The organism is Pseudomonas sp. 43A (genome assembly GCF_013363935.1).
Lineage (GTDB): Bacteria > Pseudomonadota > Gammaproteobacteria > Pseudomonadales > Pseudomonadaceae > Aquipseudomonas > Aquipseudomonas crudilactis.
This window is the reverse complement of record NZ_CP054880.1, coordinates 6607935-6630044: the sequence shown is the minus strand read 5'-3', so window position 1 is coordinate 6630044 and position 22110 is coordinate 6607935. Positions and strand designations below refer to the sequence as shown.

The following is a 22110-nucleotide window of genomic DNA, read 5'->3' as shown; positions in this document are numbered from 1 at the left end:
TTTTAGTGTTTCGGGAATCTGCTCAGGCAAAAAAAATGCCCCGCACTCAGGCGGGGCATTTTTGTATTCGACGGTTAAGCCTTACAGCCCGTCGAGCATCGCTTTGTTACGCACAGCACCTTTGTCGGCGCTGGTCGCCAGCAGGGCGTAGGCCTTTAGTGCGGTGGTCACTTTACGTGGACGCACTTCCACAGGTTTCCAGCCCTTCTTGTCCTGCTCGGCGCGGCGTGCCGCCAGTTCTTCGTCGCTGACCAACAGGTTGATCGAGCGGTTCGGAATGTCGATCAGCACTTTGTCGCCATCCTGCACCAGACCGATCGCGCCGCCGGCGGCGGCTTCTGGCGAAGCGTGGCCGATGGACAGACCGGAAGTACCGCCAGAGAAACGACCGTCGGTGAGCAGTGCGCAAGCTTTGCCCAGGCCTTTGGATTTCAGGTACGAGGTCGGGTAGAGCATTTCCTGCATGCCCGGGCCGCCTTTCGGGCCTTCGTAGCGAATGATGACGATGTCGCCAGCCTTCACTTCGTCAGCGAGGATGCCGCGTACGGCGCTGTCCTGGCTTTCGAAGATCTTCGCGTTGCCTTCGAAGACGTGGATCGATTCGTCGACACCGGCGGTTTTCACCACACAGCCGTCGAGAGCGATGTTGCCGTACAGCACAGCCAGACCACCTTCCTGCGAATAGGCGTGTTCGAAACTGCGGATGCAGCCGTTTTCACGGTCATCATCCAGAGTTTCCCAACGAGTCGACTGGCTGAACGCCGTTTGGGTCGGGATACCGGCCGGGCCAGCCTTGAAGAAGTGGTGTACCGCTTCATCGGTGGTCTGAGTGATGTCCCATTTGGCGATGGCTTCTTCCATGCTGCGGCTGTGCACGGTCGGCAGGTCGGTGTGCAGCAGACCGCCACGGGCGAGCGAGCCGAGGATGCTGAAGATGCCGCCGGCGCGGTGCACGTCTTCCATGTGGTACTTCTGGATGTTCGGCGCGACTTTGCACAGCTGTGGAACGGTGCGCGAAAGACGGTCGATGTCGCGCAGGTCGAAGTCGATCTCTGCCTCTTGGGCAGCAGCGAGCAAGTGCAGGATGGTGTTGGTCGAACCGCCCATGGCGATGTCGAGCATCATCGCGTTCTCGAACGCCTTGAAGTTGGCGATGTTGCGCGGCAATACCGACTCGTCGTTCTCGCCGTAGTAACGCTTGCACAGCTCGACGATGGTGCGGCCAGCCTGCAGGAACAGCTGTTCGCGGTCGCTGTGGGTGGCGAGGGTCGAACCGTTGCCCGGCAGTGCGAGGCCCAGGGCTTCGGTCAGGCAGTTCATCGAGTTGGCGGTGAACATGCCGGAGCACGAACCGCAGGTCGGGCAGGCGCTGCGCTCGTATTCAGCGACTTTCTCGTCAGAAGCGCTTTCGTCGGCGGCGATTACCATGGCGTCAACAAGGTCGAGGCCGTGGGACGCGAGTTTGGTCTTGCCGGCTTCCATCGGGCCGCCGGAAACGAAAATCACCGGAATGTTCAGGCGCAACGCAGCCATCAACATGCCCGGGGTGATCTTGTCGCAGTTGGAAATGCACACGATGGCGTCGGCGCAGTGGGCGTTGACCATGTACTCGACGGAGTCGGCGATGATCTCGCGGCTCGGCAGCGAATAGAGCATGCCGTCGTGGCCCATGGCGATGCCGTCATCCACGGCAATAGTGTTGAATTCTTTCGCTACACCGCCGGCGCGTTCGATTTCGCGGGCGACCAGTTGGCCCAGATCTTTCAGGTGCACGTGGCCCGGTACGAACTGGGTAAACGAGTTGGCAATGGCGATGATCGGCTTTTTGAAGTCGTCATCTTTCATCCCGGTGGCGCGCCACAGTGCGCGGGCGCCGGCCATGTTGCGGCCGTGGGTGGATGTTTTCGAGCGGTAATCTGGCATGGAGCACTCCGGGCGGCTAATCACTTACTAATCAGGTGCAAAAGGGGAGTGAGCTTCTATTGACGTCTGGGACACTCAGAAATGGCCGTGTGTCCGTGATGTTGCCGATGACGTTGCGGGATCGCCGCTGGTCTCAGCCTGAGCTCATAAACCCGCCGGGGGATGAATGGCGATGAATCAGCCGATTCTACACCGCTGGCGTCTGGAGGGAATGGCGCAAAGTGTTGTTCCAGTGCCGACGGTGCGTGTGGGATGACGATCGGCAGGTTTAATCCCTACCCGGTTGCGCAAGCGCATTGATTGCAAGGTTCCTGGCGCGCTGGCTTATCCGGCTGTTGAGCATCAGCGCGATGCCGCTGAGCAGCACGAAGCTGTATCCCAGCGTCGATTGCATATTGGTCGGACTCAGGCTGATCAATGCGCTGATCAACCCGCCGCAGATGAAGATGATTGTGCTGCCGGCCGAGGCTGAGGTGCCGGCATTTTCGGGAAACAGACCCATGGCCCGGGAGGTGGCGGCTGGACGCGTGATGGTGGTGCCGGCGGTGCAGATCAGCATCGGGATCAGCACCGTGGCGGGGGCCAAAGGATGGTGGGCGGCGAGATACAGCATGACCAGTCCTGACAGCAGAATCAGGCTTAGACCGGTGATGATTTGCCTGCCCGGCGTGATACGTCGGTTCAATACCGTGGCAATGATGCCGCCCACGACATACGCGGCGCCGTATACCAGCAGGATCAGCGAAAACTCATAGGCCGACAATTGCAGTTGGTCCATGAAAATCAGCGGTGAAATCACGATAAAGGAAAAATGGCAGGCAAATGCGAAGGCCGAAATCAGCCAGTAGCCGAGGAAGTCGAAATCTCCCAACACCCGTCGATAGGCCTTGAGGAAACTCATGGGAGGGCCGCTGACAACGGGGCGGGTGTTCTCCAGAAAAATCCAGGCCTTGAGCAACACTGCGCCAGCCAGCGCAGTGAACACCCAGAAGCTGCCGCGCCAGCCAAGGGTTGCTTGCAGAAAAGTGCCGGCCAGCGGCGATACGGAGATGAAAATCCCGGTGGCCGTAACCATCAGGATACGCAGGCGATCACGCTCTTCACCTTCGAACAGATCCTGCACCAGTGCCTGGGACAGCACGAAGCAGCCGCACCCCAAGGCCTGTACTACCCGGAACATCAGGAACAATGCGTAATCGCTGGTCATCACGCAACCGACGGCACCGAGCATCGATACGCTCATGCCGGCGAGCAACAAGCCCTTGCGCCCGATCACGTCGGACAGTGGGCCGATCAACACCTGGGCAAACGCGATACCTACGGCGAACAGACTGATCGACAGTGCGATGTCCGCCGGTGTACTGCGAAAATGCGCCGCCAGTGCCGGAAACGAAGGCAGCAGGACATCCAGTGGAAACACGCCAAGCAGCACCATTGCGAGCAACAGGCTGACCGCCCCGCGACGTTGACGGGGAGTTACCACGGATTTTCCTTTATCCATCGATCAGTCCTGCCTTGGCAAAAAGTGTCTGGTTATGGGGCGTGGCGAAAAATCCGGCCTTGCGCAATGCATCCACCGTAGCGATGCAACCTGATCGTGCACGCGCGCGGTTGGCCTGCACCGTTGCCATGCCGCCGACTATCTCCATCACGTCACTGTCTGCGATGCCCGCGCCACGCATGCTCTGTTGCAGCCAGCGTTCGTCGACCTCGAAGAAAATTCCGATGATCTCCAGCAGCGTTCTGCTCACAAACGTACGCTGGCGACTGTTCATGGACAGCCAGAAGTAATGGAACGCCTCGGCAAAGTAGCGGCTGTGGCGGGCTTCGTCGGTCAGATGATCGCGCAGCATGTCGTTCACGCTGGACACCAGAGTGTCGCGGCAGATGTCCAGCAGCTCGCGGGCAATGATGGTCTCCGAGACGAAGCCGAGCAGAAACCATGCCAGTGGGCGGTTCTTCTCTGGGGTGCGGGCGATCATTGCGTTCATGCGGGTGATCCGCTTCGGCACAACCGGACGTCCGGTCATCCCATAGAGCGCGGCGATCTGTTCGGCCAGACGATTGGAGAACAGCGCGTGGTAACCCTCATCGGTGTAGAGCTGCAGCGCCGCGTGTTTCATTGGCAAGGGTACGTAGATGGGCAGTTCCCGGTGGACGATGACTTCCACCGCGCGATTGACGATACGGTGTTCGAGCAGGGTGGTGTAATCCAGAAAATGCACCAGATGGTTGGCGCTCAGTCGGTGCACCACCTCACGCCCTGCGGCCTGAATCGCGGGATGAGCCAGGTAGGGCAGGAAGGCCGGAGGGAACCAGTAGCGGCTTTGCAGTTGCTGCTGCACGTCGTCCGGCAATTGATAGTCGTGGGTGCTGCTGCGTACCGAGGCTCGGCTGTCCCAGTCCCCCAGGGTGAACTTGAGCGCCCATGACACCGGTACTTCATTCGGATCGGGGATCAGCAGGGTCATGCCTGGACCTCGCGCAGCAGATCGCGCATTTCCGCGCACATCACGTATCCGTCGCTCGCACCGCAGCCGACAAAAAACAGCGTTTGTTCAGCGCTTCCCTCAAGTTTGAGCAGTGTTTCGACATGTTTGTCGGCAAACGCACCGGTCAGCCAGGTGTTAAGGCCAAGCGCTGTGGCAACCAGTTGAAAGGTCTGCGATAGATGACCTGCTTCAACGAACGCCATTCGATAGGCCCGTGAGTGCTCGTACTTCCACCAGAGCCGATCAAATCGGGCCGTGATGAACAACCCAAGCGGCAGGTTGTTGATGAAATGCTGGCCGCCGAGCAAATCGCCCAGTGCCGGTTGTGGTAATGGATTGACCCGGCTCAGGGTATGTTGCGCCGGGTGGTAGGCGTAGATGCCGGGCTCCAGATCCTCGACATTCTGTACCAGCAGAAAGCCTTCACAGGCGTTCAGGCCGCCTGCGGAGGGGCTGCTGCGACGTGCGCCGAAGCCTTGAGCGATGCTGTCGTCGCGATCAATGTCGCGTTCGTGGAGATAACCGAGTGAAAGATAAAGCAGGGTGCCGACGTCGCTGAGCGTCATCGCTGCATTGGTAAAGGAGCGGCAAGTCTTTCGCTGAAGCAACGCGTTATTCAGGCTGTCGTTGCTCAATGCGCACGGAACGGGCAGCGCAATGCGCTGATCAGTTTCATGCTGCGGGCGTTCAGTCGAGGGGGGCGGGCTAGCCAATACTTCGTTGCAGTGCGCCAGATATTGTCTGGACCACTCATGAATGTTCTGTGGTGAGTGTTCGCAGGGAATGTTTTGAGTGCCGATGTGATAAATCTTTGATAATTCATCCCAGCCCCATTGCAGGGTGTCGATTTTTGCAATGGTTAGAATGCCCACGCTTAATAGTTGTGTATCTATGATGTTGTGGGTGTCGAACAGGTCTGGATCGTTTATTAGTTGGGCAAGGCGCGATGAATAGTTGATGTCGAGTTCATGTTGAGTGTGGTCTTTGTAATTCCATACTACTTGTCCTGGCGAGCGCGGCAATATAAACAGATAAGGGTTGATGTACATGGGGCTGTTCACTCTGGCTGAAGTCGAAAGGACGCTGAGTTGCCGGCACTCCCCAGCGTCCTGACTTACTTAACGGGCTTTAGGAGCAACCAGAAAAGCCAGGTTTGCGATTTTGTTGGTTTCCAGAGAAATCTTTTTCATGATGTGAACTCCTTGTTCGTTGAAATTTTAAGTCACCTCGTGGCGACGACTTCATAATAGTTTGTAATGGATTATTGGCAAGTGGATATTAAGTAGGAATGCTCCAGTAATTTTGTCGGAATAATCTTTAGCTGGAGATTGATTTTGTAGGGTAAGTTTCAATAATTAAAAGACGTAAGGAAATATCCTGCACGTTCATAGGAAGGCAAGTGTAGGAAGTCGTAAACGTCGGAAGGATCAACAGGCGCGGAATGACTGCCAGGGCCAGGCGTACAGCAAACGGGGAGCCTGCTGGCTCCCCGTCATCCGCAGGATCAGCTGTTGGGCAGCAGGCGGCAGGTGATGCTCTTGATGTAGCGGGTTTCAGCGATGGCCGGGTGCACCGGGTGATCCGGACCTTGGCCACCACGTTCCAGCAGCTGGATGTTGCGATCCAGGTGACGGGCGCTGGTCAGCAGGATGTTCTGCAGGTCATCTTCCGGCAAGTGCATCGAGCACGATGCGCTGACCAGGATGCCGTCCTTGTTGAGCAGGCGCATGGCTTGCTCGTTCAGGCGACGGTAGGCGCCTTCGCCGTTTTTCATGTCTTTCTTGCGCTTGATGAACGCCGGCGGGTCGGCAACGATCACGTCGAAGCGCTCTTCGCTGGCTTTCAGTTCTTTCAGGGCTTCGAAAACGTCGCCTTCGATGCAGGTCATCTTGTCGGCGAAACCGTTCAGCGCTGCGTTGCGCTCGACGCCGTCGAGGGCGAAGGCCGAAGCATCGACGCAGAACACTTCGCTGGCGCCGAACGCAGCAGCCTGCACGCCCCAGCCGCCGATGTAGCTATAGAGGTCGAGGACGCGTTTGCCTTTGGCATAAGGGGCCAGGCGAGCGCGGTTCATGCGGTGGTCATAGAACCACCCGGTTTTCTGGCCCTGAATGACCGGCGCTTCGAACTTCACACCGTTCTCTTCCAGCGCCACCCACTCCGGCACCAGGCCGAACACGGTTTCGACGTAGCGGTTGAGGCCTTCGGCGTCGCGTGCGGCGGAGTCGTTCTTGAACAGGATGCCGCTTGGCTTGAGCACTTGGGTCAGTGCGGCGATCACGTCATCTTTATGCGCTTCCATGGTGGCCGAAGCGATCTGTACGACGAGGATGTCGCCGAAACGGTCGACGACCAGGCCTGGCAGCAGGTCGGAATCACCGTAGACCAGACGATAGAACGGCTTGTCGAACAGGCGTTCGCGCAGCGACAGGGCCACGTTCAGGCGGTGCACCAGCAGCGATTTGTCCAGTTGCACTTTGATGTCGCGCGACAGCAGGCGAGCGCAAATCAGGTTGTTCGGGCTCAGCGCCACGATGCCCAGCGGTTTGCCGCCGGCAGCTTCGAGGATGGCTTGATCGCCGGCCTGGAAGCCATGCAAAGGGGTGGCGGCTACATCGATTTCGTTGCTGTAGACCCACAGGTGACCGGCGCGCAGGCGACGGTCGGCGTTGGCTTTGAGGCGCAAGCTAGGCAGGGACATGACGTCGCTCCGGAAAAAAGAGCGGGAGTATAGCGTGTTGCGACTTGTGTCGGGTTTGATGAGCGATGAAACGCTGATGGTCCCTTCGCGAGCAGGCTCGCTCCCACAAAGGGCTTGTGACCGATACAAGACCAATGTGGGAGCGAGCCTGCTCGCGAATGCGGTCCCCAATGCTACGCCGACAGTGCGTTGATCAACTCCTTGTTGAACGCCGGAATATCATCCGGCTGACGACTGCTGATCAGGTGACCGTCCTTGACCACTTCTTTGTCGACCCAGTTGGCCCCGGCATTGACCAGATCATCCTTGAGGGTCTTGTAACTGGTCATGGTCTTGCCGTTGACCAGCCCTGCGGAAATCAGCAGCCAGCCGCCATGGCAGATCACCGCAATCGGTTTGCCGGCCGAGGCGCCGGTCTTGACCAAGTGCTGGGCATCCTGATCGATGCGGATGGTGTCGGAGTTCTGCACGCCGCCTGGCAGGACGATCGCGTCGTATTGCTCGCTGCTGGCGCTCTGGAATGTCTGGTCGACCTTGAAGTCGTCCGCCGGTTTGTCGTGATTCCAGCCTTTGACCTGGCCAGCCTCGGCGGAAAGGATGTCGACCTGCGCGCCCGCTTGTTCCAGTGCCTGCTTGGGACCGGTCAGTTCGACCTGTTCGAAACCATCTGTTACCAAAATGGCGACGCGTTTGCCGGTGAGGGAAGTGGCCATCATAAGCTCCTGAGTCTGTGGGAGATTGCCGCCGTAAAGGACCGGAGTGATCCGTCGGGCATTACAGATTCCGAAGCCGTGGCCTGAATGAAAGTTCCTGACAATTGCCCACTGGTGTGTCGTCTCGCGGTTTTTAGAGGTTAGAATCGCCGCCTGTCCCTGAGTGTGTACTTATGTCCCAAGAGCTGACCACCGAACAGATTCAACAATCGCTGCAAGGCATCAGTGTGCCGGCGCAACCGCAGATCATGGTGGATCTGCAAATGGAGCAGTACATGCCCGACCCCGACCTGGAGGTGATCGCCAAGCTGATCGCCCAGGATCCCGGTCTGTCCGGTTCGCTGCTGAAAATCGTCAACTCGCCGTACTACGGCCTGAGCAACAAGATCACCTCGATCCAGCGCGCGGTGAACCTGTTGGGCAGCCGTTCGATCATCAACCTGATCAACGCGCAGTCGATCAAGGGCGAGATGAACGACGACACCATCGTCACCCTCAACCGTTTCTGGGACACCGCTCAGGACGTGGCGATGACCTGCCTGACGCTGGCCAAGCGTGTCGGCACTCAGGCGGGTGACGAGGCTTACGCTTTGGGTCTGTTCCACGATTGCGGCGTGCCGTTGATGCTGCAACGGTTCCCCAATTACATGACGGTGCTGGAAAAGGCTTACGCCAATGCCAGCACCGAATGCCGGGTGGTCGACACCGAGAACAGCGAGTTCAACACCAACCACGCGGTGGTTGGCTACTACACCGCCAAGTCCTGGCGCCTGCCGGAGCATGTCAGCGCGGCGATCGCCAATCACCACAACGCCTTGGCAATCTTCAACGATGAGTCGTCGCGCAACAGCCAACTGAAAAATCTGCTGGCGATCCTGAAGATGGCCGAGCACATTTGCGCTTCGTATCGCGTGCTGGGCAACCAGACCGAAGATTTCGAATGGAACGCCGTCGGGCCGCTGGTACTCGACTATGTAGGGCTGTCGGATTACGACTTCGAAACCCTCAAACAAACGATCCGCGACCTCGGCGCGCATTGATTCGAGGACACCATGCCTGAGTTGCCGGAAGTCGAAACAACCCGTCGCGGGATTGCCCCGCACCTGGAAGGCCAGCGTGTCAGTCGGGTGATCGTGCGGGACCGGCGGTTGCGCTGGCCGATCCCCGAAGACCTCGATGTACGCCTGTCGGGGCAGCGCATCGTGCTGGTCGAACGTCGTGCCAAGTACCTGTTGATCAACGCCGAAGTCGGTACGTTGATCAGTCATTTGGGCATGTCGGGCAATTTGCGTCTGGTCGAGGTCGGGCTGCCGGCGCTCAAGCATGAACACGTCGATATTGAACTGGAGTCGGGGCTGGCGCTGCGCTACACCGATCCGCGCCGGTTCGGCGCGATGTTGTGGAGCAACGATGCGCTCAATCATGAACTGCTGATTCGCCTGGGCCCGGAGCCACTGACCGATCTGTTCGATGGCGAGCGCTTGTTTCAGCTGTCGCGCGGGCGGTCGATGGCGGTCAAGCCGTTCATCATGGACAACGCAGTGGTGGTCGGGGTCGGCAATATTTACGCGACCGAAGCTTTGTTTGCCGCCGGAATCGATCCGCGTCGTGAAGCCGGGGGCATTTCCCGGGGGCGCTATCTGAAGCTGGCGATCGAGATCAAACGCATCCTCGCCGCCGCCATCGAGCGTGGCGGGACGACGTTGCGTGACTTCATTGGTGGTGACGGCCAGCCGGGGTACTTCCAACAGGAACTGTTTGTCTATGGCCGTGGCGGTGAACACTGCAAGGTCTGCGGCACCGGTTTGCGTGAAGTGAAGCTGGGGCAACGGGCCAGTGTGTTCTGCCCGCGCTGTCAGAGCTGAGGCAAAAAGCTGAAAAAGTCCTACGGTCTATAGTGAGTTGTCTCACTGTTCAGCTCGAAGGATCGTGCCATGAAGTCCTTGCAAGTCCTCTTTGTTGCGCTGCTGCTGTGTTCCAGTCTGGCTGTTCAGGCCGCGGAAAACGGCAGCGGTGACCCACGCTACACCATCCAGAATCCCCCGGCCTACGCCATGCTTGGCGATTTGCTGATTGCCCGACCTTTATTGGTGGTGGCGACGGTGATCGGTGCGGGGGCGTTTGTCGTGTCGTTGCCGTTTACCGCGCTGGGTGGCGGGGTTGGCGATGCGGGACAGGCGCTGGTGGTCGATCCGGCGAAAGCGGCGTTTGTGCGGTGCCTGGGGTGTATCGGGGAGGGGTTTGAGCAGCGTGAGTGAGCTGATCAGGGGTTTGCGCTGCTGCTGATGGCCCTTTCGCGAGCAAGCTCGCTCCCACATTGGAACGCATTTCAAATGTGGGAGCGAGCTTGCTCGCGAAGAGGCCCGAAAGAGCGCTACAAATCCGGCGGATCAGGCCTTGCCGGTGATCAGGCGGTACTTCTCCATCAACTGCTCTTCAGTCTCCGGATGCGCCTCGTCCAGCGGAATGCAATCCACCGGGCAAACCTGCTGGCATTGCGGTTCGTCGTAGTGGCCGACGCACTGGGTGCACAGGTTCGGGTCGATCACGTAGATCTCTTCGCCTTGGGAAATGGCGGCGTTCGGGCACTCGGGTTCGCAGACGTCGCAATTGATGCAATCGTCGGTGATGATCAGGGACATGCTAACTCCAGCCGGGGCGGCAGGCCCGGGCGCAATAAATCAATGCGCGCAATTGTGCCGCATTGGCGCCCGCAGTGCACGCGGGCGCCGTTTGAACGGTCGTTACTTCTTGAAGCGCAGGGTCAGCGCGTCAGCCACGGCGGGGTGGACGAACTTGCTGATATCGCCCCCCAGCGCAGCAATTTCCCGCACCAGTGTCGACGAAATGAACGAATAACGCTCGGACGGGGTGAGAAACAGGCTCTCCACATCCGGTGCCAACTGGCGGTTCATGTTGGCCAGCTGGAATTCGTATTCGAAGTCCGACACCGCGCGCAGACCACGCAGGAACACATTGGCGTTCTGCTCTTTGGCGAAATGCGCGAGCAGTGTCGAGAAGCCGACCACTTCCACGTTCGGCAGATGTTTGGTCACCTCGCGAGCCAGTTCGACCCGTTGTTCCAGCGGGAACAGCGGGTTTTTCTTCGGGCTGGCGGCGACTGCAATGATCACGTGGTCGAACAGGCGCGAGGCGCGTTCGACCAGATCGCCATGGCCCTTGGTAATAGGGTCGAAGGTACCTGGGTACAACACTCGGTTCATCGCGTCGTCCTGGCGGGAGTCCGTTGGGGAGTCGGATGGTATCGCAGCCGTCCCGGTCGGCCAAGTCGCCTGTTGGGTAAGAAAGCACTATAGACGACGCGAATAATCGGTTTTTTCACGGGTTTCTCAGCCGATCGGCGAGGGAAGTCGCCAGTTGCGCGGTCAGGCCATACACCGACAGCTGCGGGTTGGCGCCGATGCTGGTGGGGAACAACGAGCCGTCGTGAATCGACAGATTAGCCAGTTGATGATGCCGGCCGAGACTGTCGGTGACCGCGCTTTTCGGGTCTTCGCCCATCGCGCAACCGCCCATGACGTGAGCGCTGCCGAGTCGCGTGCGATACAACTCAAGGCTCAAACCATCGATCAGCGTGCGTGCCTCAGCCAGGGTCTTTACGTAACGGGCGTCGGCGTGCATCGGCATCACCGATTTCGCGCCGCCGGCAAACTGGATTTCGGCCATGACATGAAAGGCGCGGCGCAGGCCTTCCCAGGCGTAGGGTGAAACCTGATAGTCGAGTACCGGCGAACCATCGCCACGCAATTCGACTGAGCCACCGGTGCTGTCCGGGTGAAAACCGTCGCGCAGCAAGGCCAGCATGGCGTGGGTGTGCGGCAGGTCAGCCATGTGTTGCGCGCTTTCTGCGCCAAATCCGCCGAGCAGCGTAGCCGCCAGTGCCGGATGCAACGGTGGTACTTCGAGCTTGAAGGCCATCGGCCCGGTGGTGCCGTCCTTCCATTGGAAATGGTCGGAATAGATCGACTGCGGCGCCCCGTAGAACGGGTTGATGACTTCGTCGAAGCGCGCGGCGGACATGTTCACCGGGTGCAGGAAGGTGCGTTTTCCCAGGTTTTCATGCGGGTCCGGAGCGTCCGAGCGCAGCAACAGCGCCGGGCTGTTGATGCCGCCGCCGGCCAATACGTAATGCCGCGCCTTGACGCTGATCTTGCGCCCGGTCGGTTCGACGCAGCGCTCATCCATCGCCACGCATTGCAGGCCGGTGACTTTGTCGCCGTTGATCAGCAGTTTCTCCGCGCGGGCCAAATAAAGCAGCTCGCCGCCCTTTTCCAGCGTCGCCGGAATCGTGGTGACCATCATCGATTGCTTGGCGTTGGTTGGGCAGCCCATGCCGCAATAGCCGAGGTTCCAGCAGCCGCGCACGTTGCGCGGAATCACATGCCAGCTGTAACCGAGTTGTTCGCAGCCTTTGCGGATCACATCATTGTTGGCATTGGGCGGCACCATCCACGGCGCGACGCCGAGGCGCTGCTCCATTTTTTCGAACCACGGCGCCATCTCGGCGGGGCTATGGCCTTTGACGTTGTGCTCTTTGGCCCAGTGTTCGAGGGTCGGCTCCGGGGTGCGGAAACTCGAGGTCCAGTTGATCAGCGTGGTACCACCGACCGCGCGCCCCTGCAGGATGGTGATCGCGCCGTCCTTGCTCATGCGGCCGATGCCTTCCTGATAGAGGCTGCTGTAGGCCTTTTCTTCAAGCATTTTGAAATCGGAGCTGGTTTTCAGCGGGCCTTCTTCGATCAGCAGGACTTTGTAACCAGCGGCGCTGAGGATTTCCGCCGTGGTGCCGCCACCGGCGCCGCTGCCGATGATCGCCACGTCGGCCTCAAGGGTGAGGTCGTCGCTCAGTTGTGCGCCGTTGTAGGTTTTCCAGCCTCGGGCGAGGCCTTCGCGGAACGGGTCGTGTACGGGCATCGATCAGGTTCTCTTTATTATTTTTGGATGCAAGGTGTGGCGACTGGCCCCTTCGCGAGCAAGCTCGCTCCCACATTTGAAATGCATTCCAGGGTGGGAGCGAGCCTGCTCGCGAAGGCCGCGCCGCTGATCTCAAACGATCGGCGGGCCGGGATAACCACAATGCGGCCAGGATTCTGCGCGGGTGTACCAAGCCATCATCACCATCTGCTGCAGCGAGCTATGCCCCATGCGCAGCAGGCTCAACGAGCTGTTTTCCCAACGATCAAGGAAATGCCGCATCGCTTCGGCACTGGCATTTTCCCAACTGCCCCAGATCCCGGTGAGCGGCCCGCGCGTCACGGCCATGCCGAGGACGTCGAACAGTTGCCGGGTGAGTTTGAGCATTTCCGGCGACAGGTGGTCGAGGCTGTAGTCCAGCGACTTGAGCGTGCCTTCAACAGCGCTTGGCAGTTTCTCGGCCGCCACGGCGCCGTCGAGCATCACCGGAATCAGTGCGCGCAGAAACAGCAGATCGCCGTCACGCAACGACACAAAACCATTGGCCGCGATGCTCGACGAGCAGCCGCTGAGGCTGGCACCGAGCCCGGCAGTGGCAAGGAACGCGGTAGCGCCGAGGCTGAATTTCAGCAGGCCACGGCGGGACAGTGCAGGTGTTTCGGTCAGGCTTGGGTGCATTGTTTTTATTACCCGGCGGTGACGAATGTTTAGCGAATGAACAGCTTCTGAATCAGTTTCTGGATCGATTTGCCGTAGGGCGGGTAAATCAGTCTGGCGGCGTTGAAGCGCTGTTTAATCAGCACGCCTTTGGCTTTGCTGAAGGTCAGGAAGCCTTCGTGGCCGTGGTAATGGCCCATGCCGGAAGCGCCGACGCCGCCAAACGGCATATCGTCCTGAGCCACATGCAGCAACGTGTCGTTCAGGCACACGCCGCCCGAATGGGTTTCGTGCAGCACGCGGTTCTGTTCGCGTTTGTCGTAGCCAAAGTAGTAAAGAGCCAGAGGTCGTGGCCGCTGATTGATGTAAGCAAATGCCTGCTCGAGATCCTGATACGGCACGATCGGCAGCAACGGGCCGAAGATTTCGTCCTGCATCACCGTCATTTCATCACTGACATTCAGCAGCACACTGTGCGGCATGCGTCGACCCTGGCCCTGCTCGAACAGCGGAATCAACAGCGCGCCCTTGCTGGTGGCGTCGCTGACATAGCCGTTGAGCCGTGCCAATTGGCGTTCGTTGATGATCGCCGTGTAGTCCGGATTGTCGGTGAGTGTCGGATAAAAACCCTGTACGGCCTGGCGATAGGCTTCGACAAAGCCGCCGACCCGGTCTTCCGGTACCAGCACGTAATCCGGGGCAACGCAGGTCTGACCGGCGTTGAGGGTTTTACCGAAGGCAATGCGCTCGGCAGCATCCTTGAGCGGCACATCGCGGGAGACGATGGCCGGCGACTTGCCGCCCAGTTCCAGTGTCACCGGGGTCAGGTTTTCGGCGGCGGCGCGCATCACGTGTTTGCCGATACTGGTGGCGCCGGTGAACAGCAAATGATCGAAGCGCAGGCGCGAGAATGCCACGCCGATGTCGGCCTCACCGAGCACCACGCAGACCAGGTCTTCGGGGAAGATTCGCGCCAGCAATTCTTTGAGCAACAAGCCGGTGGCCGGGGTCGATTCGCTGAGTTTGAGCATCACCCGGTTGCCCGCCGCCAAGGCGCCGACCAGTGGGCCGACCGCCAGATACAACGGGTAATTCCACGGTACGATGACGCCGACCACGCCCAATGGCTGATACACCACTTTTGCCGAAGCAGGCTGGAATGCCATGCCGACCTTGCGCCGCGAGGCTTTCATCCAGCCTTTGAGATGACGGCTGGCGTAATGAATGCCGTGCAGGCTTGGCATCAGCTCGGCAAGCAGGGTTTCATCGGCGCTGCGATGACTGAAATCGGAGCTGATCGCCGCGATCAATGCCTGACGCTCGTTGCTGAGCAAATCACTCAGTGCCTTGAGCCATTGCTGACGCTGGGCGGCGGCTGGCATCGGATTGGCCGCATACGCAGCCCGCTGCGCCTCGAACAACCGGTCCAGCTCGGCCAACGGTTGTTGCAGCGTTTGCAGGTAAGCAATGTCGGCAGTCATGGTCTGCTCCGGATTTATTGTAGTGATGAACTTTTTAGAGTCTATGCTCTAGAAAGTCAAATGACTTCCTTGCACAGCAGTGTTTTATCCATTTCCGGTTAGGTCGTAAGATGCCCCCCAACGCACTCTGAATTAAAGCTCAAGCCATGGCCCCACGAATAAAAACCAGCGAGCGTATCGTGCTGAACAGCCTTGAGCTGTTCAATCAGCAGGGCGAGCGCAGCATCAGCACCAATCACATCGCCGCCCACATGGAGATTTCTCCGGGCAACCTGTACTACCACTTCCCCAACAAGCAGGCGATCATCGCCGTGTTGTTCAGTGAGTACGAAAGCCTTGTGGACAGCTTTCTGCGCCCGCCGCAGGGGCGTGCGGCGACGGTCGAGGATAAGCGTTTCTATCTCAAGGAATTGCTTTCGGCGATGTGGCGCTACCGCTTTCTGCACCGCGATCTGGAGCATCTGCTCGACAGCGATCCGGAACTGGCCGCCCGTTATCGGCGCTTCTCCCAGCGCTGCGTGATTCAGGGCGCGGCGATCTACGAAGGTTTTGTCGCCGCCGGGATCCTTGATATGGACCGCGTGCAGATCGAATCCTTGACCCTCAACGCCTGGATCATCCTGACATCCTGGGTGCGCTTCCTGTGCACCACCCGCGAAAACTCCAACCACCTCAGTGAGCAAGCCATTAAACGTGGCGTGTACCAGGTGCTGGTGCTGGAAGCCGGTTTTGTCACTGAACAGGCGCGAGACGAGGTCAATGCGTTGTTCGAAGAGTTCTACGTGCCGCTGGCCCAGGCCCTTGAAGACGTGAAATAAACCGTTCTGTTGAAATCCCTCAGGAGCCCGTTATGCCGATTGCGCAACTGATCAGCCCCGAAGCACTGGATGCCCGCAAGGCGCAGCCGGGGCTGGTGATTCTCGATTGTCGTTTTGCCCTCGAAGACCTGGATTACGGTCAGCGCAGCTATGCCGAAGGGCACATTGCCGGGGCGAGCTTCGCCGATCTTGAGCGTGACCTCAGCGGTACCGTGGTCAAAGGCGTGACTGGCCGTCATCCGTTGCCCGAGCCTGCGGCGTTGGTCGAGCGGCTGCAGGCGTGGGGCATCAACAACGACAGCGACGTGGTTTTGTACGACGACGGTCCCGGTGCCTACGCGGCGCGGGCATGGTGGTTGCTCGCGTGGCTGGGCAAACGCGACGGCGTGTTCATTCTCGATGGCGGGCTCAAGGCGTGGCATGCGGCGGGGCTGCCGCTGAGCCTGGATGCGCCGACTGTCACGACGGGCAACTTCAGTGGCCAGCCGGATATGCAACTGCTGCTTAACGCCAAGCAATTGCAGCAACGCCTTGGGCAGCCAACGCTGACCCTGCTCGACGCCCGCGCCTTGCCGCGCTTCAAGGGTGAAGTGGAGCCGATCGATCCAGTGGCGGGGCATATTCCCGGCGCGCAATGCGCAGCGTTCACCGACAACCTCGGCAGCGATGGGCGCTTCCTGCCCGCCGATCAGCTCAAGCAGCGTTTTGCCGCGAAGCTCGGTGAACGTTCGCCAGCGGATCTGGTGGCTTATTGCGGTTCTGGCGTGACGGCGTGTCACAACCTGTTTGCGTTGTGCCTGGCGGGTTATCCGCTGGGATCGTTGTACGCCGGGTCGTGGAGCGAGTGGATCAACGAGCCTTCGCGCGGTATCGCCACCGGCGAATAACCAATACCTGTGGGAGCGAGCATGCTCGCGAATGCGTCCTGTCAGTCACTATTTCTTGGACTGACACACCGCTTTCGCGAGCAGGCTCGCTCCCACCTTGGTTATTCGTTGTCTGAAGGAAATTGTCGGGCGCTGCGATACGCGGCGGGGCCGACGCCATAAGCCTGTTTGAACTGTCGGCTCAAATGGCTCTGGTCGGCAAAACCCAATTGCGTGGCGACCTCCACGGGCAGGCAGCCATGTTGCAGGAGTGCGCGCGCCTGGGCGATGCGTTGCTGCATCAGCCAGGTGTGCGGTGGCATGCCAGTGGCGCGGCGGAACACTCGGGCGAAATGGAAGGGTGACAGATTGACCGCCGCCGCCAGTTCTTCCAGTGACGGTGGCGCCGCCAGTTGCGCGTGCAGCAATTCTTTGCCCAACAGCACCGCACGGTGTTCCTTGCCGGCTCGACCGGGCACCGGCACTGCCGCATGGCGCTGCAACAGCAGCAACATCATTTCGCGCCACAGCGTTTGCTGCTGCAGCGCTGTGGCCGGACTTTCGAGCAAACGGTGCAACTGGGCAAAGCCGTTGACCAGATCCGGATCCCTATACAGCGTGGCGCCGAACGCCGGCAGGTTGGTGCTGGACAGCTCCAGCTCATCGAGCAACGAAACGATTTGCGAGGTGTCGGGATAAAACGCCCGATACAGCCAGCCATCCTCAGTGCCTTTATGCCCGGTGTGCAATTCGTCCGGATTGATCAAGACCAGTGTGCCGCTGCCGGCCAGATGCTCGGCGCCGCGATAACGGTAGCGCTGGGCACCGGCCATGATCATGCCGATCACGAAGCCGTCGTGCACATGCGGGGCGAAACGATGCTCGATGTAGCGCGCCGACAACAATTCGACCCCGGCCAGCGGCGCGGTTTGCCAGAAGCGGATCGACTCGCCCTGATCACTCATGCGGGCAAGCTGGCCAGCCATTGCGGGATGCGGCGTTCGAGGTAGTAGCCGGGTTGGCGCACTGAGCCGTCGACGAAACCGACATGCCCGCCGCGTGGCTGCAACTCAAATGCGGTTGAGGCCGACAGTTCATCAGCCTGGGGCAAGCTGTGCGGGAATACGAATGGATCGTCTGCCGCCTGAATGATCAGGGTCGGGGTGCGAATCTCGCCGAGGAAATAGCGGCTCGATGCGCGCCGGTAGTAATCCTCGGCATCGTTGAAACCATGTAGCGGCGCGGTCACCCGGCCATCGAAATCCCAGAACGTACGCATGTTCTCCAGCGAGCCAAGCGCTGCCAGTGCCGCGAGGCCGTCTTCGCGTCCGTCATGCTGGAACTGCCGTTGCTTGTTCTTGATGTAGGCAACCATCTCGCGCATGAAGTGCGCCTGATAGACCTTGGAAAATCCCTGGCCGATGCGGTCGGCGCATTGATCGAGGCGAAACGGCACGGACACCGCCACCGCGCCAAGCACGCCACTGGCGCTGCCGGTTTCCCCGAGATGTTTGAGCAACACATTGCCACCCAAGGAATAGCCAACGGCATACAGCGGTGCCAGCGGTCGTTTCGCGCGCAGGTGCCTGATGGTTTCGGCGAGGTCTTCGCTTGCGCCGGAGTGGTAGCTGCGCGGCAGCAGATTCGGTTCGCCCGAGCAGCCGCGCCAGTTCAGCGCGACACTGGCCCAGCCTTGATCGGCCAAGGCTTTTTGGATACCCGCTACATAAGGCGAATTGGACGAGCCGGTCAGCCCATGCAGCACCAGCACCAGTGGCGCATCGGCGGTGTGCGGGCCGTGCCAGTCGAGGTCGAGAAAGTCGCCATCCTCAAGCCACAGGCGCTCGCGCTCACGTTCGATATGCACGGTTTTGCGCCACAGCGGCCCCCACAAGGTTTGCAGGTGCGGATTGCCGAGGCCGAGGGCGGGGGTGAAGCGTTCTGAAGAGGCGGACACGATGGTTCTCGATGCAGAGCGGCGACCCCATTGGAAGGGACGCCGCTGATTCAGACCGGTTGGTTAGCCGGCGATCTCTGCCGTACGTTGCCACAACGCGTAGTAAACCCGGCCGGATTTCTGTTCGCGGTGCAGGCGCCAGTTGCCCGGCAGTCCCAGCGTCGATGGCGCCGTTTCGCTTTCAGTGTAGATCCACGAGTCGGGCGCCAGCCACTGACGCTCTTCGAGCAAGGTGCAAACGGCCGGCAGCAGGTTCTGGTTGAACGGCGGGTCGAGGAATACCAGATCGAACGCACTGGCGGTCTGGGTTTCCAGATAACGCAGGGCATCGGCGGTCTGCACCTGGCCGTTGGTGCAGCGCAGGGTGCCGAGGTGTTCCTTCAGGCTGGAAACGGCGATGTTGCTGGCATCCAGCGCCTGACCCATGGCCGCGCCACGGGACAGTGCTTCGAGAAACAGCGCGCCGCTGCCGGCAAACGGGTCGAGCACCTTGGCCCCTTCAACGTACGGTGCGAGCCAGTTGAACAGGGTTTCACGCACGCGATCCGGCGTCGGGCGCAGGCCCGGCGCGTCGGGGAAGCTCAGCTTGCGGCTGCGCCATTGGCCGCCAATGATGCGCAACTGGTTCACGCCGTTATGGACGTTCTGCGCGGGTTTTTTAGGCGATCGGGTAGCCATTAATGCTCCGGAACCCCGAGCGGTTGCTCGGCAGGTTTATCAGATGGGGCCGGTAACGGCTTTTGCGGCACGGTCGGGCCAGCGGTGACGATGACCATTTTGTCCGTGCTCAGGTGCTTGTTCAGGGCGTCGCGGACTTGCTCGACGGTCAGGCTTTGCGACTGACGCATGAAGTCATCCAGGTAGCTCAACGGCAGATTATAGAAGCCCATCGCGCCGAGTTGGCCAACGATATCGGCATTGCTCGCGGTCGATAGCGGGAAGCTGCCGGCCAGTTCGCGTTTGGCGTCGTCGAGCTCCTTCTGCGTCGGACCGGTTTTCAGGTAGTCGGCGAGCACGTCCTGCACCAGTTTCAGGGTGCCTTCGCTCATTTCCGCGCGGGTCTGCAGGTTGATCATGAACGGGCCGCGCGCCTGCATCGGGCTGAAGGCCGAGTACACGCCGTAGGTCAGGCCGCGCTTCTCGCGCACTTCGCTCATCAGACGCGTGCCGAAACCGCCGCCACCGAGGATCTGGTTGCCCATCGACAGCGCGGCGTAATCGGGATCGTCACGGTCGATGCCCAGTTGCGCGAGCATCAGGTTGGTCTGCTTCGACGGGAATTCGATATGGCCAGTGCTGGCCTTCGGTTCCTGCGGCTGAGCGATTTTCGCCAGCGCCGGGCCTTTCGGCAGTGCAGAAGAGACCTGATTGGCAATCGCCTCGGCTTCCGTGCGAGACAAGTCACCGACCAGCGCAATCACCACGTTGCCAGCGGCGTAAGCCTTGGCGTGGAACTCACGCAGTTGCGCGAGGGTAATCTTCGGCACGCTTTGCGGGTTGCCATCGCTCGAATGCGCGTACGGGTGATCGCCATACAGACGCTTCATCAGCTCAAGGCTGGCGAGTTTGCCGGGGTTCTGTTTCTGGTATTCGAATCCGGCGAGCATCTGGTTCTTGATGCGTGCGAAAGAGTCGGCCGGGAAGGTCGGTTTGCCAACCACTTCCGCGAACAGCTTCAGCGCCGGTTCACGTTTGTCGGTGGCACTCAGACTGCGCAACGAAGCCAGCGCCATGTCCTTGAACGCACCGTTGCCGAAGTCTGCACCGAGGCCTTCAAAGCCTTGAGCGATGGCGCCGACGTCTTTGCCGGCGACACCTTCGTTGAGCATGGCGTTGGTCAGCACCGCCAGACCCGAGGCGCTGCCGTCCTGGCTGCTGCCAGCGGCGAAGATCAGGCGCATGTCGAACATCGGCAACTCATGGGCTTCGACGAACAGCACTTTGGCGCCTGCGGCGGTGCTCCAGGTTTGTACATCGAGCTTGCGGCTGGCCGGGGCCTTGCCGTCGAGTTCGGCCAGCGATTGCAGCTTCTGGCTGGTTTTGGCATTGTCCAGCGCTTCGCTGGCATTGCTGTCAGCGCCTGGCGACAGGTAGAGCGCGGCAGAGCCGATCACCGCCACGGCAATCAGGCCGAGCAGCAGGCGTGGGGATTTGCGCTTACTCATGAGTCGTCTCCAGTGGCAGGACGTGGGCGACGCTGAGACGTTCGCGGGTGAAATACAGCTTGGCAGCGTTCTGGATGTCTTGCGGGGTCACGCTTTCCAGATCGGCCAGTTCGGTGTCCATCAGTTTCCACGACAGACCGACGGTTTCCAGTTGGCCGATGGCGGTGGCCTGGCTGGTGATCGAATCACGTTCGAAGACCAGACCGGCGATCACTTGTGCACGCACGCGCTCCAGTTCTTCGGCGGACGGCGCGGTGGTTTTCAGCTGCTCCAGCAACTTCCACAGACCGGCCTCGGCTTGCGCCATGGTCTTTTTCTTCTGCGTGTTCGGGGTTGCCGACAGGGTGAACAGGCTGTCGCCACGGGTGTAGGCGTCGTAGCTCGACGAACCGCCGGAGACCAGCTCTTCGCCGCGCTCCAGTTGCGTCGGGATGCGACCGCTGTAGCCACCGTCGAGAAGGGCCGAGATCAGGCGCAAGGCGTTGACTGAGCGTTTGTCTTCAGCGGTGGCGATGCTCGGCACGTTGAAACCAAGCATCAGGCTCGGTAGCTGAGTCTGCACGTGCAGGGTGATCTGGCGTTCGCCCGGTTCAGCCAGTTCCAGTGGTTTTTTCGCCGGTGGCACGTCGCGCTTGGCGATCGGGCCGAAATAGCGCTGAGCGAGGGTTTTCACTTCGTCCGGAGTAACGTCACCGACCACTACCAGCGTGGCGTTGTTCGGCACGTACCAGGATTGATACCAGTGGCGCAGCTCTTCGACTTTCATGCGGTCGAGGTCGGCCATCCAGCCAATGGTCGGCGTGTGGTAACCGCTGGCCGGGTAGGCCATGGCCTTGTAGCGCTCGTAAGCCTTGGACATCGGCTTGTCATCGGTGCGCAAGCGGCGCTCTTCCTTGATGACTTCGATTTCCTTGGCGAACTCGTCGGCCGGCAGGCGCAGATTGGCCATGCGGTCGGCTTCCAGTTCAAAGGCTACGCCCAGGCGGTCGCGGGCCAGCACCTGGTAATAAGCAGTGAAGTCGTCGCTGGTGAAGGCGTTCTCTTCGGCGCCCAGATCGCGAAGGATCAGCGACGCTTCGCCGGGGCCGACTTTCTCACTGCCCTTGAACATCATGTGCTCAAGTGCGTGGGACAGACCGGTCTGGCCCGGGGTTTCGTAGCTGGAACCGACCTTGTACCAGACCTGCGAGACCACCACCGGCGCGCGATGGTCTTCGCGCACGACGACCTTGAGGCCGTTGTCTAGGGTGAATTCGTGAGTCGGTTGCGGGTCGGCCGCCAGGGCCGAAAGGGGCAGGCAGACTGTGCTGAGCAGCAGGCCTGCGGCGCGGCGGGCTAGAGCATTCATTCGTTTTTTAACCTGTTGGGCTGCCCGCTTGGTCTTAGCGTCAGCGGGCGAGAG

At 60.2% G+C, this 22110-nt stretch carries 21 protein-coding genes; 5 read left to right on the top strand and 16 right to left on the bottom strand.

Features of this window, described 5'->3' with window-relative positions:
- Window positions 1-81: 81 nt before the first annotated feature.
- The 6 genes from ilvD to HUW52_RS29315 form a co-directional block, all read right to left on the bottom strand.
- A complete protein-coding gene (gene ilvD, locus HUW52_RS29340; protein ID WP_077574927.1) occupies window positions 82-1923 on the bottom strand; it encodes a dihydroxy-acid dehydratase in 1842 nt (613 codons plus the stop codon).
- A gap of 268 nt (window positions 1924-2191) precedes the next feature.
- Window positions 2192-3424 carry a multidrug effflux MFS transporter gene (locus HUW52_RS29335; protein WP_175555565.1) on the bottom strand — a complete coding sequence of 411 codons (1233 nt, stop codon included), beginning with the start codon at window positions 3422-3424 and terminating at the stop codon, window positions 2192-2194.
- Window positions 3417-4394 carry a diiron oxygenase gene (locus tag HUW52_RS29330; protein WP_175555564.1) on the bottom strand — a complete coding sequence of 326 codons (978 nt, stop codon included), beginning with the start codon at window positions 4392-4394 and terminating at the stop codon, window positions 3417-3419. The genes HUW52_RS29335 and HUW52_RS29330 overlap by 8 nt, the downstream gene beginning before the upstream one ends.
- Window positions 4391-5464: a SagB family peptide dehydrogenase gene (locus HUW52_RS29325; protein WP_175555563.1), complete on the bottom strand. Its 1074-nt coding sequence runs from the start codon at window positions 5462-5464 to the stop codon at window positions 4391-4393. The genes HUW52_RS29330 and HUW52_RS29325 overlap by 4 nt, the downstream gene beginning before the upstream one ends.
- A 455-nt stretch (window positions 5465-5919) precedes the next feature.
- Window positions 5920-7116 (bottom strand): class I SAM-dependent rRNA methyltransferase, encoded by a 1197-nt coding sequence (locus HUW52_RS29320; protein WP_175555562.1) that lies wholly within the window; start codon window positions 7114-7116, stop codon window positions 5920-5922.
- A gap of 173 nt (window positions 7117-7289) precedes the next feature.
- Complete coding sequence (locus HUW52_RS29315) at window positions 7290-7829, bottom strand: type 1 glutamine amidotransferase domain-containing protein (protein WP_175555561.1); 540 nt, start codon at window positions 7827-7829, stop codon at window positions 7290-7292.
- Between the two features lie 227 nt (window positions 7830-8056).
- Between HUW52_RS29315 and HUW52_RS29310 the strand changes: the two genes are divergently transcribed.
- The 3 genes from HUW52_RS29310 (at window position 8057) to HUW52_RS29300 (ending at window position 10087) form a co-directional block, all read left to right on the top strand.
- Entirely contained in the window at window positions 8057-8869 is an 813-nt protein-coding gene (locus HUW52_RS29310; RefSeq protein ID WP_175555746.1) for an HDOD domain-containing protein, read from the top strand.
- A gap of 12 nt (window positions 8870-8881) precedes the next feature.
- Complete coding sequence (gene mutM, locus HUW52_RS29305; protein ID WP_175555560.1) at window positions 8882-9694, top strand: bifunctional DNA-formamidopyrimidine glycosylase/DNA-(apurinic or apyrimidinic site) lyase; 813 nt, start codon at window positions 8882-8884, stop codon at window positions 9692-9694.
- Between the two features lie 69 nt (window positions 9695-9763).
- Complete coding sequence (locus HUW52_RS29300) at window positions 9764-10087, top strand: multidrug transporter (protein WP_016983223.1); 324 nt, start codon at window positions 9764-9766, stop codon at window positions 10085-10087.
- 132 nt (window positions 10088-10219) lie between these two features.
- On the opposite strand, the gene HUW52_RS29295 is transcribed toward HUW52_RS29300, so the two are convergent.
- From HUW52_RS29295 to HUW52_RS29275, 5 genes are all read right to left on the bottom strand, one after another.
- Window positions 10220-10471: a YfhL family 4Fe-4S dicluster ferredoxin gene (locus HUW52_RS29295; RefSeq protein ID WP_003213796.1), complete on the bottom strand. Its 252-nt coding sequence runs from the start codon at window positions 10469-10471 to the stop codon at window positions 10220-10222.
- A gap of 102 nt (window positions 10472-10573) precedes the next feature.
- On the bottom strand, window positions 10574-11053 hold the full coding sequence (gene coaD, locus HUW52_RS29290; protein WP_003229157.1) for a pantetheine-phosphate adenylyltransferase: 480 nt from the start codon (window positions 11051-11053) through the stop codon (window positions 10574-10576).
- 115 nt (window positions 11054-11168) lie between these two features.
- Complete coding sequence (locus HUW52_RS29285; protein WP_175555559.1) at window positions 11169-12764, bottom strand: GMC family oxidoreductase; 1596 nt, start codon at window positions 12762-12764, stop codon at window positions 11169-11171.
- A 132-nt stretch (window positions 12765-12896) separates the two neighbouring features.
- Complete coding sequence (locus HUW52_RS29280) at window positions 12897-13442, bottom strand: twin-arginine translocation pathway signal protein (protein ID WP_175555558.1); 546 nt, start codon at window positions 13440-13442, stop codon at window positions 12897-12899.
- A gap of 29 nt (window positions 13443-13471) precedes the next feature.
- Entirely contained in the window at window positions 13472-14920 is a 1449-nt protein-coding gene (locus HUW52_RS29275) for a coniferyl aldehyde dehydrogenase (RefSeq protein WP_256668572.1), read from the bottom strand.
- A 128-nt stretch (window positions 14921-15048) separates the two neighbouring features.
- On the opposite strand from HUW52_RS29275, the gene HUW52_RS29270 reads away from it, so the two are divergent.
- Window positions 15049-15720: a TetR/AcrR family transcriptional regulator gene (locus HUW52_RS29270; RefSeq protein WP_007913599.1), complete on the top strand. Its 672-nt coding sequence runs from the start codon at window positions 15049-15051 to the stop codon at window positions 15718-15720.
- Between the two features lie 32 nt (window positions 15721-15752).
- The gene (locus tag HUW52_RS29265; RefSeq protein ID WP_175555556.1) at window positions 15753-16607 is read left to right on the top strand and encodes a sulfurtransferase; all 855 of its coding nucleotides are present in this window, start codon (window positions 15753-15755) and stop codon (window positions 16605-16607) included.
- 101 nt (window positions 16608-16708) lie between these two features.
- On the opposite strand, the gene HUW52_RS29260 is transcribed toward HUW52_RS29265, so the two are convergent.
- The 5 genes from HUW52_RS29260 to HUW52_RS29240 all read right to left on the bottom strand — a co-directional run bounded on the left by HUW52_RS29260 (window position 16709) and on the right by HUW52_RS29240 (window position 22056).
- On the bottom strand, window positions 16709-17551 hold the full coding sequence (locus tag HUW52_RS29260; RefSeq protein ID WP_175555745.1) for an AraC family transcriptional regulator: 843 nt from the start codon (window positions 17549-17551) through the stop codon (window positions 16709-16711).
- Complete coding sequence (locus tag HUW52_RS29255) at window positions 17548-18543, bottom strand: hydrolase (RefSeq protein ID WP_175555555.1); 996 nt, start codon at window positions 18541-18543, stop codon at window positions 17548-17550. The genes HUW52_RS29260 and HUW52_RS29255 overlap by 4 nt, the downstream gene beginning before the upstream one ends.
- Before the next feature lie 63 nt (window positions 18544-18606).
- Window positions 18607-19221, bottom strand: a complete 615-nt coding sequence (gene rsmD / locus HUW52_RS29250; protein WP_016983230.1) for a 16S rRNA (guanine(966)-N(2))-methyltransferase RsmD — start codon at window positions 19219-19221, stop codon at window positions 18607-18609.
- Window positions 19221-20708, bottom strand: coding sequence for a pitrilysin family protein (locus tag HUW52_RS29245; protein WP_175555554.1), 1488 nt, complete (start codon window positions 20706-20708; stop codon window positions 19221-19223). Before HUW52_RS29245 ends, rsmD begins: the two co-directional genes overlap by 1 nt.
- On the bottom strand, window positions 20701-22056 hold the full coding sequence (locus HUW52_RS29240) for a pitrilysin family protein (protein WP_025112091.1): 1356 nt from the start codon (window positions 22054-22056) through the stop codon (window positions 20701-20703). The genes HUW52_RS29245 and HUW52_RS29240 overlap by 8 nt, the downstream gene beginning before the upstream one ends.
- Window positions 22057-22110 lie beyond the last annotated feature (54 nt).